Origin of the sequence: Kitasatospora sp. NPDC101801 (genome assembly GCF_044766665.1) — a bacterium.
In the GTDB taxonomy this organism is placed as follows: Bacteria; Actinomycetota; Actinomycetes; order Streptomycetales; family Streptomycetaceae; genus Kitasatospora.
In genome coordinates, this window is sequence record NZ_JBIWML010000001.1 from 266,856 (window position 1) to 282,876 (window position 16,021).

14 protein-coding genes and 1 pseudogene are annotated in these 16,021 nt (G+C 72.6%); 3 read left to right on the forward strand and 12 right to left on the reverse strand.

Annotated features, from left to right (window positions below):
* Positions 1–83 precede the first annotated feature (83 nt).
* Positions 84–845: pseudogene (locus tag ACIRPK_RS01165) on the forward strand (DUF2278 family protein); the annotation flags it as partial.
* A 79-nt stretch (positions 846–924) separates the two neighbouring features.
* Here the strand turns inward: ACIRPK_RS01165 and ACIRPK_RS01170 are convergent.
* Positions 925–2,145 (reverse strand): agmatine/peptidylarginine deiminase, encoded by a 1,221-nt coding sequence (locus tag ACIRPK_RS01170; protein WP_403031166.1) that lies wholly within the window; start codon positions 2,143–2,145, stop codon positions 925–927.
* Positions 2,146–2,312: 167 nt separating this feature from the next.
* Between ACIRPK_RS01170 and ACIRPK_RS01175 the strand changes: the two genes are divergently transcribed.
* Positions 2,313–2,963: a TetR/AcrR family transcriptional regulator gene (locus ACIRPK_RS01175; RefSeq protein ID WP_403031169.1), complete on the forward strand. Its 651-nt coding sequence runs from the start codon at positions 2,313–2,315 to the stop codon at positions 2,961–2,963.
* 7 nt (positions 2,964–2,970) lie between these two features.
* Here the strand turns inward: ACIRPK_RS01175 and ACIRPK_RS01180 are convergent, their stop codons facing one another.
* The 9 genes from ACIRPK_RS01180 to ACIRPK_RS01220 form a co-directional block, all read right to left on the reverse strand.
* Positions 2,971–3,858: a DUF4436 family protein gene (locus ACIRPK_RS01180; protein ID WP_403031172.1), complete on the reverse strand. Its 888-nt coding sequence runs from the start codon at positions 3,856–3,858 to the stop codon at positions 2,971–2,973.
* The gene (locus ACIRPK_RS01185) at positions 3,855–5,048 is read right to left on the reverse strand and encodes an agmatine deiminase family protein (protein ID WP_403031174.1); all 1,194 of its coding nucleotides are present in this window, start codon (positions 5,046–5,048) and stop codon (positions 3,855–3,857) included. Before ACIRPK_RS01185 ends, ACIRPK_RS01180 begins: the two co-directional genes overlap by 4 nt.
* 119 nt (positions 5,049–5,167) lie before the next feature.
* Positions 5,168–5,965: an ABC transporter ATP-binding protein gene (locus ACIRPK_RS01190; RefSeq protein ID WP_403031177.1), complete on the reverse strand. Its 798-nt coding sequence runs from the start codon at positions 5,963–5,965 to the stop codon at positions 5,168–5,170.
* An 88-nt stretch (positions 5,966–6,053) separates the two neighbouring features.
* Positions 6,054–7,025, reverse strand: a complete 972-nt coding sequence (locus tag ACIRPK_RS01195) for an ABC transporter ATP-binding protein (RefSeq protein ID WP_403031179.1) — start codon at positions 7,023–7,025, stop codon at positions 6,054–6,056.
* Positions 7,022–7,876 carry an ABC transporter permease gene (locus ACIRPK_RS01200; RefSeq protein WP_403031182.1) on the reverse strand — a complete coding sequence of 285 codons (855 nt, stop codon included), beginning with the start codon at positions 7,874–7,876 and terminating at the stop codon, positions 7,022–7,024. The genes ACIRPK_RS01195 and ACIRPK_RS01200 overlap by 4 nt, the downstream gene beginning before the upstream one ends.
* Positions 7,873–8,832, reverse strand: a complete 960-nt coding sequence (locus ACIRPK_RS01205) for an ABC transporter permease (protein ID WP_403031185.1) — start codon at positions 8,830–8,832, stop codon at positions 7,873–7,875. The genes ACIRPK_RS01200 and ACIRPK_RS01205 overlap by 4 nt, the downstream gene beginning before the upstream one ends.
* Complete coding sequence (locus ACIRPK_RS01210; protein ID WP_403031188.1) at positions 8,829–10,478, reverse strand: ABC transporter substrate-binding protein; 1,650 nt, start codon at positions 10,476–10,478, stop codon at positions 8,829–8,831. Before ACIRPK_RS01210 ends, ACIRPK_RS01205 begins: the two co-directional genes overlap by 4 nt.
* A gap of 43 nt (positions 10,479–10,521) precedes the next feature.
* A complete protein-coding gene (locus tag ACIRPK_RS01215) occupies positions 10,522–11,523 on the reverse strand; it encodes an agmatine/peptidylarginine deiminase (RefSeq protein ID WP_403031191.1) in 1,002 nt (333 codons plus the stop codon).
* Between the two features lie 39 nt (positions 11,524–11,562).
* The gene (locus ACIRPK_RS01220; protein WP_403031193.1) at positions 11,563–12,726 is read right to left on the reverse strand and encodes an agmatine deiminase family protein; all 1,164 of its coding nucleotides are present in this window, start codon (positions 12,724–12,726) and stop codon (positions 11,563–11,565) included.
* Between the two features lie 219 nt (positions 12,727–12,945).
* Between ACIRPK_RS01220 and ACIRPK_RS01225 the strand changes: the two genes are divergently transcribed.
* Positions 12,946–13,533, forward strand: coding sequence for a TetR/AcrR family transcriptional regulator (locus ACIRPK_RS01225; protein WP_403031196.1), 588 nt, complete (start codon positions 12,946–12,948; stop codon positions 13,531–13,533).
* Positions 13,534–13,565: 32 nt separating this feature from the next.
* Here ACIRPK_RS01225 and ACIRPK_RS01230 read toward each other — a convergent pair whose 3' ends face one another.
* Together ACIRPK_RS01230 and ureA are read right to left on the reverse strand one after the other, a co-directional pair.
* Positions 13,566–15,323: an urease subunit alpha gene (locus ACIRPK_RS01230; protein ID WP_403031199.1), complete on the reverse strand. Its 1,758-nt coding sequence runs from the start codon at positions 15,321–15,323 to the stop codon at positions 13,566–13,568.
* A complete protein-coding gene (gene ureA, locus ACIRPK_RS01235) occupies positions 15,320–16,021 on the reverse strand; it encodes an urease subunit gamma (protein WP_403031202.1) in 702 nt (233 codons plus the stop codon). Before ureA ends, ACIRPK_RS01230 begins: the two co-directional genes overlap by 4 nt.

Below are 16,021 nucleotides of genomic sequence, written 5' to 3' on the forward strand. Positions count from 1 at the left end.
ACCTCGACACCGAGTCGGAGTACGCCGCCCGTTCGGCTGCGGGCGGGCCCGACGGGGCGGACAGTGGAGGTATGGCTCTCCCCGACTACGGGGTCGCGATCGGAGCCTTGCACGACTTCACCCGCGACCCGATACACGACTTCGGCCAGTGGTACCACGGCCACCTGTTCCTGCAGACCCCCGTCGGCGTCTACCAGGCCGCCCTCGACGTGGACGCACCAGGCAGTGTGGGGGTCGCCTACCGGCTGGTGGACGACCTGCGCAGTACGGACATCGCAGCTCTCCGGGTCCACCCGGACGGCTTCCATCCGCTGCCGTCCTCCCCCACCTCCGGCGCCCTCGACTACGTCCGCAGTCCACTGCTGCGCAACCGCCTCTGGTTCGAGTGGCTCGCCACCGTGACCGGCCGGGCCCACCGGGTGATCGCCCCGCACCCACCGGGCAGCCCGATGTTCGGCCCCGACCTGGCCGACAGCGCAGCCGGGTCGGCGCAACGGCTGCGGCGTCTCGTCGGCGGCCACCAAGGACTCGACTGGGCCCGGCCGTACCTGCGGTTCTTCCCGTGGATCGCCAGCGACGGTGACAACGCCCTGGACGTCCTGCTCCCGCACCTGGAAGCCGCCTCCCGGATCTACGTCTTCGGGCAGAGCTTCACCACCGGCCTCGGCGTCCACGACGTCCACCTGAACCAGGGCGACCCACCGAACAGCCAGTGGTACCCCACCAACGGCACCTGGCAGGACGGCGCGGTGCTCTGCGAACGCCCCGACGGCCACGTGGTCGCCTGGCAGATCAAGTTCAACACCCAGACCCTCGACACCGATGCCACCGGACACCCCCGCTGACCGGAGCCGGCCGCAGCCCCCCCCCCCCCCCCCCCCCCGCGGGGGGGGGGGGGGGGGGGGGGCTGCGCGGTCCGGGCCGTCAGGCGACCGGCTGCTGCTGGGTGACGCAGTGGATGCCGCCGCCGCCGAGGCCGATGTAGTCGACGTTCAGTTGGACCACCACCCGGCCCGGGAAGAGCGACTGGAGCTTCGCCTTGGCCGCCGCGTCGGCCCGCGAGTCGCCGAACTGGGAGGCGATCACGGCGCCGTTGCAGACGTAGTAGTTGGCGTAGGAGCCGACGAACTCCGGGTTGCTCTGCCGGATCGTGTAGTAGTCGGGGCCGCCCAGCTTGGTGGCCTGGATCCGGACGCCGCGGGCATCGGTGGCGGCGGCCAGCACGTTGTACTGGTTGATCTCGTCCTTGGTCCACGGGTCCGACGGGTCGTCAGTGGCGTTGGGCTGCTGGACGAGAACCTTGCCGGGGGCCAGGAAGCGCGAGGTCGCGTCGACGTGGTCGCCGGTGATGTCCTGGCCCGCGACCCCCGTGAACCAGATCACCTTGCTCGCGCCGTACGCGGACTTGAGCGCGGTCTCGACCTGGGCCTGGCTCTTCCCGGGGTTGCGGTTGGAGACCAGGATGCTGCTCCTGGTGGCCATCAGGGTGCCCGCGCCGTCGGTCTCGACGGCGCCGCCCTCCCCCACCAGGCCGGCCGCCGTGAACGGTATGCCGAGCAGGGCGGCGACCCGGGCGGCGACCTTGCCGTCGTTGGTGTAGGTCTGGTTGCCGCCCCAGCCGTTGAAGTTGAGGCCGATCGCGTCCAGGCCGCCCTGGCCGTCGGTGCGGAAGACCGGGCCGCTGTCGCGCATCCAGCAGTCGTTGACCGGGATGCTGGTGATCACCGTGATGTTGGCGCCCGGGCAGGCCCGGCGGGCGGCCGCGGCGGCGGCCGGGTTGGCACACAGGTACACCGGCTCGTACGTGGCGACGGTGTTGGCCACCAGCGCGATGTTGGCCTGGATCTGACTGAGCGACGGGCCGCCCCGGCGGCCGCTGCCCCGGCCGGTCCAGATGGTGGGGTCATCCGGCCAGGCCATCCAGGTACGGGTGTGCCGCACGGTGTCGACCGGCACCGTGAAGGTCCCGGCGGCGCTCACCGCGTCGGCGGCGGCCGGCGGGGCGACCACCTTCGCGGCGGCGGGGACCGCCCCGGCGATGGCCGCGCCGGCGGCGGTGAGACCGGCCGCGGCGAGGAACTTCCGGCGGCCGAGCGGGGCTTGGGCTCTTGCGGACGGGGCCTGCGGTTCGCTGTGCTCGTTCATCTCGTGCCTCCTGCTGGGGGACCGTGGTCGCTCCACGGCCTGGCCCTGACCGTAAAACTGACCAAGCGCTCGGTCAATACTCTGGGACGGCAGTTCGCCCGCGACCTCTGGTCACGAGCCCGCCACTGATGCCCCGTCACCCCCACCCGGCTCGCTAGAGTGCCCGGATGGCCATGCGTGACGAAGAGACCCGCCCCGTCGAGTCGGCGACCCCGCCGCCGAGCGCCCGGAAGCCGCGCTCCTCGGCCAAGGGCGAGCAGACCCGTGCCCGGCTGCTCACCGCCGCCCGCGCCCTGCTCGCGGGGGACGGCCAGGTGCCGTTCACCACCCGCAACGTGGCCGCCCTGGGCGGGGTGACGCACGGGATGTGCCACTACCACTTCCAGACCCGCACCGACCTGATCGTGGCGGTGCTGGAGTCCATCCGGCCGGAGTGGGTCACGCCGCTGGAGGAGGCCGTCGGACAGCCCGGGAGCTTCGCCGAACGGGCCGAACGGGTGGTCGGGTTGCTGGCCCAGCCGGAGGCCGGCGACCTGTCCCGGCTGCACTCCGCCCTGCACTGGTTCGCCCTCAACGACGAGCGGGTCCGGGACGGCCTGGCGGCGGAGTACCTGGCCTGGCGGGAGTGCTTCGTCACGCTGTTCCGGGTGCTGGCGGACGAACGCGGCGGCGGGTTCGACCCCCGGCCGCTCGGCGAGGCGGCGGCCGCCGGTACGGACGGTCTGGCCGCGATCCAGTCGCTGGACCCGGGGCTCGACCCGGCCCCGGTCGTCCGCGCCCTGATCCTCGGGCTGGCCGCCGGCGTCACCGCCCCGTGACCGCCGGTCAGTCGTCCACCGTCCGGCGCTCGACCCGGAGTCCGAACGCGACCGTGCACGCCAGGCCGGCCGCGATGATCCCCTCCGCCCAGAAGAACGCGACGTAGTCGATCACCGAACCGATCGGCGGCGATCCGGGCGCGGCGTTGCGCAGCCCGACCAGGGCGAACAGGGTCGCGGCCATCCACCCCAGGGCCGGCCAGACCAGCGGCCGGCGCTTGCGGATCAGCACCTCCGCCCCGCCGAGCACCGCCAGCGCCAGCGCCCACATCGCCGCGATCATGAACCAGGCCAGGATGAAGGTGCTGCGCGACCGGGCGAACACCAGCTCCAGCCGGGCCTCGTCCTCCCCCTCGGCCGCGTCGGTGGCCTTGGCGGTGAAGAACGGGTCGGCGTCGGTGAAGGTGATCGCCACCGGCAGCGGCGCGCCCCGGTCGGTCGCCGACCAGTCCGCCGCGACCCGGTAGCGGTCGAACGGGTAGTCGGTCGGCGTGCCGCCGTAGAGGCCGACCGTGATCGGCTGCGGCGTGGCCACCTGCCCCGCCGTGGTCTTCAGCGTGGTGTCGGTCAGCGAACTGACCGTCACCTCCACCGCCCGGCTGAAGGCCAGCGAGCCGGGCGCGGCGGCCAGCTTGCCGTGCGGCACCAGCACCGTGAACAGGGTGACCTCCTGGGCGGCCGGGTCCACCTCCTGCGCGGTGACCTCCAACTCCACGCCGTCGCCGGTGATTTCGGCGCCGAGCTGCCGGGGGCGCTGCCGGCTGTCCCGCTCGTTCACGTAGAGCGCGATGCCGCCCGCGACCAGTGCGCCCAGCAGCAGCAGGACCACCAGCATCCGCCGCCGTCCGCGCGCCCTGGCCCGGGACTCCGCCCCGGACGCCTTCGCCGTGCTCACCGGAGCGGCGGCCCGGCGGCGGGAACCGCGGGCTGCTGCTGGGTGGAACAGTGGATGCCGCCCCCGCCGGCGGCGATGGCGTTGATGCCCACCGGCACCACCTGGCGGCCGGGGTGTAGCTCCCCCAGCAGCTTGGCCGCCCGGTCGTCCGACGCCCGGTCACCGAACTTCGGCATGATCACCCCGCCGTTGACCACGTAGTAGTTGAGGTAGGTGGCCAGGAAGTCCTTGCCGGGATCAGGGAGTTGACTGAGGTCCGGCTCGACCAGCTCGACCACCCGGAGCTTGCGGCCCTGCGCGTCGGTGGCGTCCCGCAGCACCTGGAGGGCCTGGTCGGAGGCACGGGACCAGATGTCCGGCGGCGCGTCCGGGCCCGGCCGGTGGATCACCACCACGCCCGGCTCGGCGAACCGGGCCAGCGCGTCGATGTGGCAGTCGGTGATGTCCTGCCCGGCGACGCCCGCGAACCAGATCACCTTGCGGACCCCGAACAGCTCCTTCAGCGCGGCCTCGATCTGGTCGCGCGACAGGCCGGGGTTCCGGTTCGCGTTCACCCAGGAGCTCTCGGTGGCCATCAGGGTGCCCTCGCCGTCGACCTCGATCCCACCGCCCTCGCCGGTGACCGGCGCCTGGACGCGACGGACCGAGTACCGCTCCAGCAGCGTGCGGGCCACCTGGCTGTCGTCGGCGTGGGACTGCTTGTTGCCCCAGCCGTTGAAGTTGAGGTCGACCCCCGCCAGGGCACCGGGGGCGGTGACGAAGGTCGGCCCGGTGTCCCTGGCCCACAGGTCGTCCACCGCGAGGTCGATCACCTCCACGCTCGACCCGCACAGCTGCCGGGCCTGCGCGCTCTGCTCCGGACGGGCCATCAGCACCACCGGCTCGAACCGGGCGACGGCCTGCGCCACCTGCGCGATGTCCCCTCGTACGGCGGACAGTTGGTCGCCCCACACCTCCGCCGAGGCAGGCCAGGCCATGAACGTCCTGGTGTGCGGCCGCGACTCGGCCGGCATCGCGAACGTGGGCGCGGCCGACGGGCTCCCGGCCGCGCTGCCGCCCGCTGCGGACGACTCGGGCGAGGTGGGTCCGGCCGAAGGGGAAGAGGAGGCGCAGCCCTCCAGCGTCGCGAGCGCGGCCAGCACCGACCCCGATCTCAGCAGGGCCCGGCGGGACAGGGCGGGTTCTGGCATGACGACTCACCTCGTGGTGCGGGCACGGATCCGGAATCCGACAGTAGGGCCGCCCGGCAGGCGCACCCGCGAGGCCGCGCGCCGCCGATCGGGCGAATCGGCGGCGCGCGGCCCCGGGCTCACCCGCTCCGCCGGGCGGCGGCGATCGCCTTCGGGTCCCAGCCCGGCCGCGGCACCGAGTCCAACAGCAGCCGGGTGTACGGGTGTTGCGGAGCGGCGAGCACCTCGGCGGTCCGGCCGGACTCGACGATCCGACCCTGCCGCATCACGAGCACGTCCTCGGTCACGCAGCGCACCACCCCGAGGTCGTGGGTGATGAAGAGGTAGCCGATCCCGGTCTGCTCCCGGATGTCCGCGAGCAGGTTGAGGATCTGCGCCTGCACCGAGACGTCCAGCGCGGCCACCGCCTCGTCCAGCACCAGGACGGCCGGCTCGACCGCCAGCGCCCGGGCGATCGCGACCCGCTGGCGCTGGCCGCCGGAGAGCTGCCGGGGCAGGGCGTCGGCCTCGCGCGGGCCGAGGCCGACCTGGTCCAGCAGTTCGGTGATCCGGCGCGGATGGTCGGTGTCGGGGAAGTGCAGCCGGAGGGTCTCGCGCAGCACGGCGCCGACGCTGGTGCGCGGGTCCAGCGACAGGTACGGGTCCTGGAAGACCATCTGCACCTGACGGGCCCTGGCCAGCCGGTGGGATCGGCCGCGCCGGTGCCCGGTCCGGTCCTGACCGTGCACCAGGACGCGGCCGGCGTCCGCCCGTTCCAGCCCGACCACGATCCGGGCGGTGGTGGTCTTGCCGGAGCCGGACTCGCCGACGATGCCCAGCGAGCCGCCCTCGGCCAGGGTGAAGGAGACCTGGTCCACCGCCTGCACCCCACCGTAGGCGCGGTGCAGGCCGACGGCCTCCAGGACGGTCTTCCGCATCGGCGGCTCTCCCTTCGAACCGGCCGAACCGGCCGGGTGGACCGAATGGGCCGACTGGACCGAACGGGCTGCGGTGTCCGAGGCCCGGCTAGACATCGGCGGCCCCCGTCCGGTCGCTGTGGTGGCAGGCGGCCCGGCGGGCGGGCTCGGCCTCGACCGGCAGCAGCGGGGGTTCCTGCTGGGTGCACAGGAAGGTCGCGATCGGGCAGCGCGGCGCGAACGGACAGCCCGTCAGCTCGTCCCGCAGGCTCGGCGGCCGGCCCTCGATGGCGGTGAGCCGGCCGCCCGGGGCGTCCGGGCGCGGGGTCGAGGCGAGCAGCGCGGCCGTGTACGGGTGGCGCGGCCGGCTGAACAGGGCCTCGGCGGGACCGGTCTCGACGATCCGCCCGGCGTACATCACGTACACCCGGTCGCTGATCGCGGCGGCCAGGCCCAGGTCGTGGGTGACGAACAGCAGGGCGGTGCCGAAGCGTTCCTGGAGGTCGTCCAGCAGGGCCACCACCTCGGCCTGCGAGCTGACGTCCAGTGCGGTGGTGGGCTCGTCGGCGAGGATCAGCGCGGGGTCGCCCATCAGGGCGGCCGCGATCATCACCCATTGCAGCATGCCGCCGGACAGCTGGCCGGGGTAGCGGCCGAGCACCGAGGACGGCAGGCCGACCGCGTCCAGCATCTCGACGGCGCGTTCGGTGGCGGCCGCCGCCGTCAGCCGGTCGGAGAGCCGGACGCTCTCGGTGAGGAAGTCCCCGAGCCGACGCAGCGGGTTGATGGCCGCCCGCGGGTCCTGGAAGATCATCGCGGCGGTCCCGGTGCGCAGCGAGCGGAGCTGATCCGGCGTCATGGCGAGGACGTCCGCGCCGTTGACCCGGACGGTGCCCTCGGTGGCGGCGCCGGTGGGCAGCAGGCCGAGGACGCTGCGCGAGGTGAGGCTCTTGCCGGAGCCGGACTCGCCGACCAGGGCGACCGTCTCGCGGGCGTCGACGGTGAGGTCGACCCCGGCGAGCACGGGGCGGGCGGTGTTCGGCAGGTGCAGGCGGTAGGCCTGGATGTCGAGGGTGGTCATCGGTCCCTCCTGGCGACCTGGTCGGCCCAGCGTTCGCCGACCACGTTGAAGGCGACCACGGTCAGCACGATCGCGGCGCAGGGCAGGATCGCGGACAGCGGGTAGCCGTGCTGGACGGCGGACTGGCCGTCGAAGACCATCCGGCCCCAGTCGGGGGTCAGCGCGGGGACGCCGAGCCCGAGGAAGGAGAGGCCGGCCAGGTCGATCAGGGCGTAGCCGAAGTTGATGGTGGACTGGGCGAGCACCACGGGGGCGATGCCCGGGACGACGTGCCGCAGGCAGATCTGCCAACCGGAGTGGCCCTGCACCTGGTACGCCTCGACGTAGGGGCGGGCGCGTTCGGCCAGCACCAGCGAGCGGGTGAGCCGGCTGACGTACGGCAGGTAGGCGATGGCGAGGGCGATCACCGGGGCGAGCAGGCCCTCGCCGTAGACCGAGACGATCAGGATCGCCAGCAGCATGCCGGGGAAGGCGAAGACCAGTTCGGTGCTCCGGGACAGCACCGAGTCCAGCCAGCCGCCGCGCCAGGCGGCGGCGACGCCGATCGCCACCCCGGACAGGGTGGAGAAGGCGACCACGCCGAGCGGTCCGAGCAGCGAGGTGCGGGCGCCGGTGACCAGGCGGGAGAAGGTGTCCCGGCCGGAGGCGTCCACCCCGAGCAGGTGGTCGGCGGACGGTCCGGCCAGGGCGTTGCCCAGGTCGACGGCGTTCGGGTCCTGCGGGGCGAGCCAGGGGGCGAACAGGGCGGCGAGCACCACCAGGGCGACGAAGCCCAGGCAGAGCAGCCGGAGCGGGGCGCGGGTGGTCCGGATCCGGGCGAGGCCGGGCCGGTGCAGCAGGGTGGCGGTCATCCGGCGGCCTTTCTCGCGCCGAGCGTGACGCGCGGGTCGACCAGCGGGTGCAGCAGGTCGACGATCAGGTTCACCGCCATGAACAGCCCGACCATGATCAGGGAGATCGCCTGCACGGTGGGGAAGTCCTTGGTGGTGGTGGACAGTTCGAGCAGCTGGCCGATCCCGCCGACGCTGAACGCGGTCTCCACCAGGACGGTGCAGACCAGCAGCGTGGAGACGATCAGACCACCGGTGGTGAGCACCGTGCCGAGCGCGTTGCGGAAGACGTGCCGGCGGATCACCTGGTGCTCCGTCACCCCCCGGCTGCGGGCGACGGTGACGTGTTCCTGGCCGAGCACTTCGAGCATGGCGGCCCGGGTGACCCGGGCCAGCATGCCGGTCAGGTAGAGCGCGAGGGCCACGGCGGGCAGCACCAGGTGCCGGACCATCGACCCGAAGCCGTCCCCGGTGCCGCCGGTCGGGAACCAGCCGAGGTCGACCGCGAACAGGCCCTGGAGCAGCACGGCGGCGACGAACGAAGGGGTGCCGACCGCCATCGTGGTGCCGACCAGCACGGTGGCGTCGGTGCGACCGCCCCGGACCGCCCCGATCCAGCCGAGCAGCAGTCCGCAGGCGACCACCAGCACCAGTGCCATCACCACCAGCAGCAGGGTGGCGGGCAGCCGGTCGGCCAGCAGCCGGGAGACGTCGGTGCGGTAGGTGATGGACCGTCCGAAGTCGCCGTGCAGGATCTGACCGGCCCAGCGCACGTACTGGACCAGGAAGGGTTCGTCCAGGTGGTACTGGGCGTTGACGGCCGCCAGCGCCTCCGGGGAGGCGGACCGCCCGGCCAGCAGGAAGCTGGCCGGACTGCCGGGGGCGAGGTACATCGCGCCGAAGATCACGAACGAGGCGCCGGCCAGGGTGGCGGCCATCTCGGCCAGCCGCCGGGCGGCGAATCTCAGGAAACTCACCGGGCCGCCCCCACGTCGGCCGCCCACGGGTAGTAGAGGTAGGAGATGGTGGTCGGGGCGCCGGTGATCCGCTTGTTCAGGAAGACCGCCGTGGGCCATTCGGCGACCGGGATCCAGAGCAGCTGCTCGGCGGCGGTCCGCTGGAGCTTGGCGGTGACGGCGAACCGCTCGGCCGGGTCGGTCGCGGTGACCGCCTTCCGCACCAGCTCGTCGTAGGCCGGATCGCTGAACGAGGCGAAGTTCTGGTACGCGCCGGTCTTGAAGTTGGCCAGCAGGTCGAGCGGGTCGGTGATCGAGTCGTAGTACGTCTCGGGGAAGAGGTCGATGCCCTCGCGCGCCTTCGGGTCGGTGAAGAGCGCGGTGAAGGCGTTCGGCGCGATGGTCCGGAGTCTGACGTCCAGTCCGATCTTCGCCCCGGCGGCCTGGACGGCGGTCGCCAGCACCGAGACGTCCTGGCCGATCGGGCTGGTGGCGACCGTGATGCTCTTGCCGGTGGCCCCGGCCTCCTTGATCAGCGCCTTGGCCTGCTCCAGGTCGGGCTCCGTGGGGGTGAGCCCGGCGAAGGCGTCCCTGCGGACCTGCTCGGGCGCGGCGGCCCAGGCGGCCTGGCTGGTCAGCGAACCGGTCACCCGGCCCGCGCCGCCGAGGCCGGTGCGGACGAAGCCGGAGCGGTCCAGGGCGAGCGAGAGCGCCTTGCGCACCCGCAGGTCGCCGAGCACCCCGGACATGGTGGTGACGTTGACGTTGACCGTGCTGAGGCCCTCGCCGAACCAGAGCGTGCCCACGCCGCTGGTCCGCAGCCGCTCGTAGCTCTCGGTCGGGATCAGGTAGCCGCCGTCCGCCTCGCCGCTGAGCATCGCGTTGACCCGGGCCGAGGGGTCGGTGAGGAAGCGGAAGACCACCTTGCCGGACTTGGCCTTGGCACCCCAGTAGTCGTCGAAGCGCTGGAGCTCGACCGACTGCCCCTTGGTCCAGGTGCCGAGCCGGTACGGTCCGGTGCAGGCCAGGCTGCCGCTGGTGCCGTAGTCCTGGCCTGCCGCCTCGACCCCGGCCTGCGAGGCGACCACCCCGGCGGCGGTGGCCATGTACTGGTTGAACTGCGAGTCGGGCCGGGTGAGTTTGACGGTGACCTGGAGCGGGCCGGTCTTGGTGATGCTGCTGACGTTCTGGAACTGCTGGGCCCAGGCGGCCGCGTTCTCCGGGTTCATCTGCCGGCCGAGGCTGTACACCACGTCGTCGGCGGTCAGTACGCCGCCGTCGTGGAAGTGCACGTTCGGGCGCAGGTCGTAGACCCAGGTGGTGGGGTCCGGGTTGCCGGCCTTCTCCGCCAGCCCCGGTGCCAGGGTCAGCTGCGGGGTCCACCGCATCAGGCTCTCGCAGACGTTGGAGAGCACCGTGTTCTGCGGGTAGTCGAAGGCGGAGATGTAGTCCAGCGTGGGCGGCTCGGCGTAGACCGCCCAGGTGAAGGAGTCCAGGCCGGCCTGCCCGGCGGGGGTGTCGGCGGAGAGCCGGTACGCCTCGCCGTCGGCACCACCGCTCTTCGGCGGGCCCGAGCAGGCGGTGGTCAGGGTGAGCAGGGCGGCCGCGGCCAGGGCCGCGACGGGCAGGACCTTCCGGCCGCGCGGGGTTCTCTGCGGGTCTGTCATGCGGGGGCTCTCTTCCGTGCGTGACCTGGGGACGGTGTACGGGTCAACTCGCCGACGGGACCTGCTGGGTGATGCAGTGGACACCGCCGCCGCCGAAGGCGATCACCCGGGAGCGCACCCCGACGACCTTGCGGCCGGGCAGCGCCGAGGCGATCACCGCGAGCGCGCCCTCGTCCCCGGGGAGCCCGGCCACCGGGACCACGACGCCGCCGTTGGCGAGGTAGAAGTTGAGATAGCCGACCTCGGTGTGCTTGCCGCCGACCTCGATGAAGGCGCTCTGCGGCAGGTCGACGATCTCCAGCCGTCGGCCCCGGGCGTCCACCGCGGCCTCCAGTACCGCCCGGTTGGCCCGCATCCGCTCGAAGTCGGGGTGCGCCGGGTCGCTCGGGAGCTGGACCACCACCTTGCCGGGGGCCACGAAGGCGCAGACCCCGTCCACGTGGCCGTCGGTCTCGGTGTCCAGCAGCCCGCCGTACGGCAGCCAGATCACCGTGCTGACGCCGAGCTTGGCGCACAGCTCGGCCTCGATCTGCTCCTTGCTCATGCCCGGGTTGCGGTTCGGGTGCAGCAGGCACTGCTCGGTGGTGATCAGCGTGCCCTCGCCGTCGACCGTGATGGCGCCGCCCTCCAGGATCATCCGGGAGTCGATCCGCTCGACGCCCAGGCGCTCCAGCAGCCGGGCGGCGATCCTGTCGTCGGTGTCCCAGGGGTGGTGCTTCTGCCCCCAGGAGTTGAACCGGAAGTCCACCCCGGCGCGCTCGCCGTCCGGGCCGAGCACGAAGATCGGCCCGGAGTCGCGGAACCAGGAGTCGTCCAGCGGCAGTTCGACCACCTCGACGCCGTCACCGCACAGGGCCCGCGCCTCCTCGCCCTGGCCCGGCCGGGCGACCATCGTCACCGGCTCGAACTCGCTGATCGCGCGGGCCACCTCGGCGTACTCCCGCTTGGCCTCCTCGAAGGTCTCCCCCCAGAGGTCGGCCCGGGTCGGCCAGGCCATCAGGCACGCCTCGTGCTCGGTCCACTCGGCAGGCATCCGGAACGTCATGACAACTCTTCTCGTGTCGTAAGTGGGTGGGACGGGGGTTCAGCAGGCGGGCGGCACGGCCGGCTCGGACTGGGTGGCGCAGTGGATGCCGCCGCCACCGCTCGCGATCGCGTCGATGTCCAGCTGGACGATCCGGCGGCCCGGGTAGGCGGCCTGGAGCAGGTCGTACGCCGTGCCGTCCGCGGAGCGGTCACCGAACTGCGGCGCGATGACGGCCCCGTTGACGGTGTAGTGGTTGCTGTAGCTGGACAGGAACTCCTTGCCCCGGCCACGGATGAACGCCCGTTCCGGGCCCGGCAGTTCGGTGATCCGGAGGCGCCGCCCCTTCGCGTCGGTGGCACCCTGCAGCACCCGCTTGGCCTGCTCGTGAACGGCGACCCAGCGGGCGTCGGCACCCGGGCCCGGCCGGTCCAGCAGGACTTGGCCGGGTGCGGTGAAGCGGGCCAGGCAGTCGATGTGGCAGTCGGTGATGTCCTGCCCGGCCAGACCCGGCACCCAGATCACCTTGTCGATGCCCAGGGACGACTTCAGCGCCGCCTCCACCTGGGCCTGGGACTTCCCCGGGTTGCGGTTGGGGTTGACCAGCGAGCTCACCGTGGCCAGCAGGGTGCCCTCGCCGTCGGTCTCCAGCGAGCCGCCCTCGCCGACGAACGGGGCCCTGATCCGGTCCAGCTCGTACCGGCCCAGCAGGGTCGCCGCGGCGGCCGCGTCGTTGCGGAACGGCTGGTAGTACGAAGTCCCGGTCTTGCCCCAGCCGTTGAAGTTGGTGTCGACACCGGCGATCGCCCCCGGCGCGACCACGAAGGTGGGGCCGAAGTCACGGATCCAGAGGTCGTCGTTGGCGCTCTCCTCGACCTCGATCGGATGGTAGGCACCCCCGCCGCAGGTGTACCGGGCGTCGGCGGCCTGCTCGGGGCGGGCCAGCAGGACGACGGGCTCGTAGCGCGAGATCTCGTACGCGAGGTTCGCGATGTCCCGGCGGACCGAGGAGAGCTGCTGGTCCCAGACCGAGCGCAGGGCGGGCCAGGCCATCCAGGTCCGGGTGTGCCGGTCGGTCTCGGCCGGCATCCGCAGCACGGCGCCCGAGGGCGTCGTGGCCGCCCGGGCCGCCGTGGCGGGGAGGACGGCGCCGACGGCAGCCAGTGGCAGAGCGGCTGCGCCGAGCTTCAGCAGACTGCGCCGGGTGGGGTCGGGCGTGTTCATGGGGGGCTCCCTGGAGGGGTCGGGAGGTGTGGGGTGACCCACATCCTGCTCCGTACTGAAAATTCAGTCAAGAAGAGCGAAGGTCTCGATCCGGCCCGTTTTTCCGGGCCGACAGAGCGTGACGAATCAGCGACGTACCCGCACCGACCAGCGGCCCCTTGCCGTACATCTGCTGAACATCTCGTCAGGAAGCGAGACGTGCGGGTAGAGTGAACGCCCGTGTCAGACCGTCGAACAGCAATACTCAGGGCCGCCACGCGGGTCATCAGCCGACGCGGCGTGCGCGGACTGCGCGTGGCCGAGCTGGCGGCCGAGGCCGGGGTGTCGGCCTCCTTGATCTACTACCACTTCACCGACCGGGCCGGGATCCTCCGCGAGACCCTGGAGTTCATCGGCGAGCGGGCCGACCGGTACACCGCCGAACGCAGCCCCGGCAGCACGGACGACCCGCGCAACGAGCTGACCCAGATGCTCCTGCTGGAGCTCCAGGACACCGCCGAGGTGCGTGAGAACAGCACTGCCTGGGGCGAGTTGAGAGCCAGCGCGGTGTTCGACCCGGACCTCAGGGAGGACCTGGCCCGGGCCACCCACACCTGGGTGCACGAGATCGCCGACCTGCTCGGCCGCGCGCACCCGAGCGGCACCGCACCGGCCCACGCCGCCTCCGCCGAGCGCCTCACCGCCCTGCTCGAAGGGCTCAGTGTCCGGTGGCTCAGCGGGTCGCTCCCCCTCGACCACGCCCGCCGACTGCTCGGGGAGGCGATCGAGGCGGAGCTACTGGACCTCGGGCGGGCCCACGCGGGCTGACATACTGGTCAGGGCTGGCTGGGGTCCGACGGTCAGAGGAAGTACAGGCGGTTGAGGGAGACCGAGTCGGCCGGTTCGGAGCGGAGCGGCTCGCCGTCCAGCGAGACCAACCCGGTGGTGGCCTGGACGTCGACCCGCCCGACCCGCCCGTTCCGGATCATGTTGCGGGGCCCGATCCCCCGGGTGCCCCGCACCGCGACCCGGCGGCGCCGAGTGGGCATCAGATCGCCGTTGTCCACCGCTGCTTGGGCGACGAAGGCGACGGAGATGTCGGCGGGGGTGGTGCCGTGGGCGCCGAACTGGGGGCCGAGGACGAGGGGTTCGCAGCGGTCGGTGGAGGCGTTGGGGTCGCCGGTGACGCCGTAGGCGGGGAAGCCGGCTTTGAGGATGAGTTGGGGTTTGGCGCCGAAGTGGTCGGGGCGCCACAGGACGATGTCGGCGAGTTTGCCGATTTCGAGGGAGCCGACTTCGTGGGCGAGGCCGTGGGCGATGGCGGGGTTGATGGTGAGTTTGGCGATGTAGCGCAGGACGCGTTCGTTGTCGTCGCCGGATTCGGTGGTGCCGTAGCCGCCGTCGAGGGGGCCGAGTTCGGCTTTCATCTTGCCGGCCATGGCGAAGGTGCGGCGTACGGTTTCGCCGGCGCGGCCCATGCCTTGGGCGTCGGAGGAGGTGATGCCGATGACGCCGAGGTCGTGGAGGACGTCTTCGGCGCCCATGGTGCCGGCGCGGATGCGGTCGCGGGCCATGGCGGCGTCGCCGGGGAGGTCGACCTTGAGGTCGTGGGCGGAGACGATCATGCCGAAGTGTTCGCCGAGGGCGTCGCGGCCGAAGGGGAGGGTGGGGTTGGTGGAGGAGCCGATGACGTTTTCGACGCCGGCCATTTTGAGGACGTTGGGGACGTGTCCGCCGCCGCAGCCTTCGATGTGGAAGGCGTGGATGGTGCGGCCTTCCAGGACGCGCAGGGTGTCTTCGACGGAGAGGCATTCGTTGAGGCCGTCGGTGTGCAGGGCGACCTGGACGTCGTACTCCTCGGCGACGCGCAGGGCGGTGTCGAGGGCGCGGGTGTGGGCGCCCATGTCCTCGTGGACCTTGAACCCGGAGGCGCCGCCCTCGGCGAGTGCCTCGATCAGCGGCGCCGGATCGGAGGACGAACCCCGCCCCAGGAAGCCGATGTTGACGGGCCAGGCGTCGAAGGCGTTGAAGGCATGGCGCAGCGCCCAGGGGGAGTTGACCCCGACGCCCCAGACGGGGCCGAACTCCTGCCCGATGATCGTGGTGACACCGGAGGCCAACGAAGCCTCCATGATCCTCGGCGACAGCAGGTGCACGTGGGTGTCGATCGCCCCCGCCGTCGCGATCAGGCCCTCCCCCGAGACGATGGCCGTCCCCGTCCCGACGACCACGTCGACGCCGTGCAGGGTGTCGGGGTTGCCGGCCCGTCCGATCGAGGCGATCCGGCCGTCGATCAGACCGATCGAGGTCTTCCGGATGCCCAGCACCGCGTCGATCACCAGCACGTTGCTGATCACCACGTCACAGGTGTCCCGGACGGCGGCGGCCTTCAGCAGCATCCCGTCCCGCGCCGTCTTGCCGAAACCGGCCAGGAACTCGTCCCCCGGTGCCTGCGAGTCGGACTCGACCCGGATGATCAGGCCGCTGTCGCCGAGCCTGATCCGGTCACCGGCCCGAGGACCGTGCACCGCGATGTAGTCCTCCGGGTCGATGCCGCCCCCCGCCACCCCGCCCGGACGCCCGTGGCACCCTGCCGAGTCGAAGACGCTGCCGCTCATCCCTGCTCCTGAAAGTGCGTCACATAGCCGGTCGCGCGGGCCTTTGCCAGCGCGGAGTCCTTCGCCCCGGGCGCGTCCAGCGGGCCGTCCACCAGCCCGGCGAAGCCGATCGCCACCCGGTCACCGCCGATCGGCACCAGGCCGACCTCGACCGTGGCGCCCGGGTCGAAGCGGACCGAGGATCCCGCCGGGGCGGCCAGCCGGTGGCCGTACGCGGCGGAGCGGTCGAAGGCCAGCCGGGGGTTGACCTCGAAGAAGTGGAAGTGCGAGGTGACCGAGATCGGCACCGCCGAGGTGTTGCGCACCGGCAGCCGCAGCACCGCCTCGGCCGGCCGGTAGCCCGTGCCGTCCCCGGCCAGGGCCGCGCCGGGGGCGTCGTCCCCCAGCGAACCCCGGGCGCGGAACGGGTCGTCGATGACGCAGAGCCGGGTCCCGTCGTCGAAGACCGCCTCCACCTGAAGGGTCGTCACCACGTCCGGCACCCCGGGCAGCACGTCCTCGGCGGTGAGCACGGAGCGCCCGGCCTCGATCGCCTCGGCCAGCCGCCGGCCGTCCCGGGCCGCCTCGCAGACGGTGTCCGCGATCAGCGCGTGCACCTCGGGGACGTTCAGTTTCACCCCCCGGGCCCGGCGGGCCCGGGCCAGTTCGGCGGCCGTGAAGATCAGCAGCCGGTCCCGTTCGGTCGGTGTCAGTCGCAT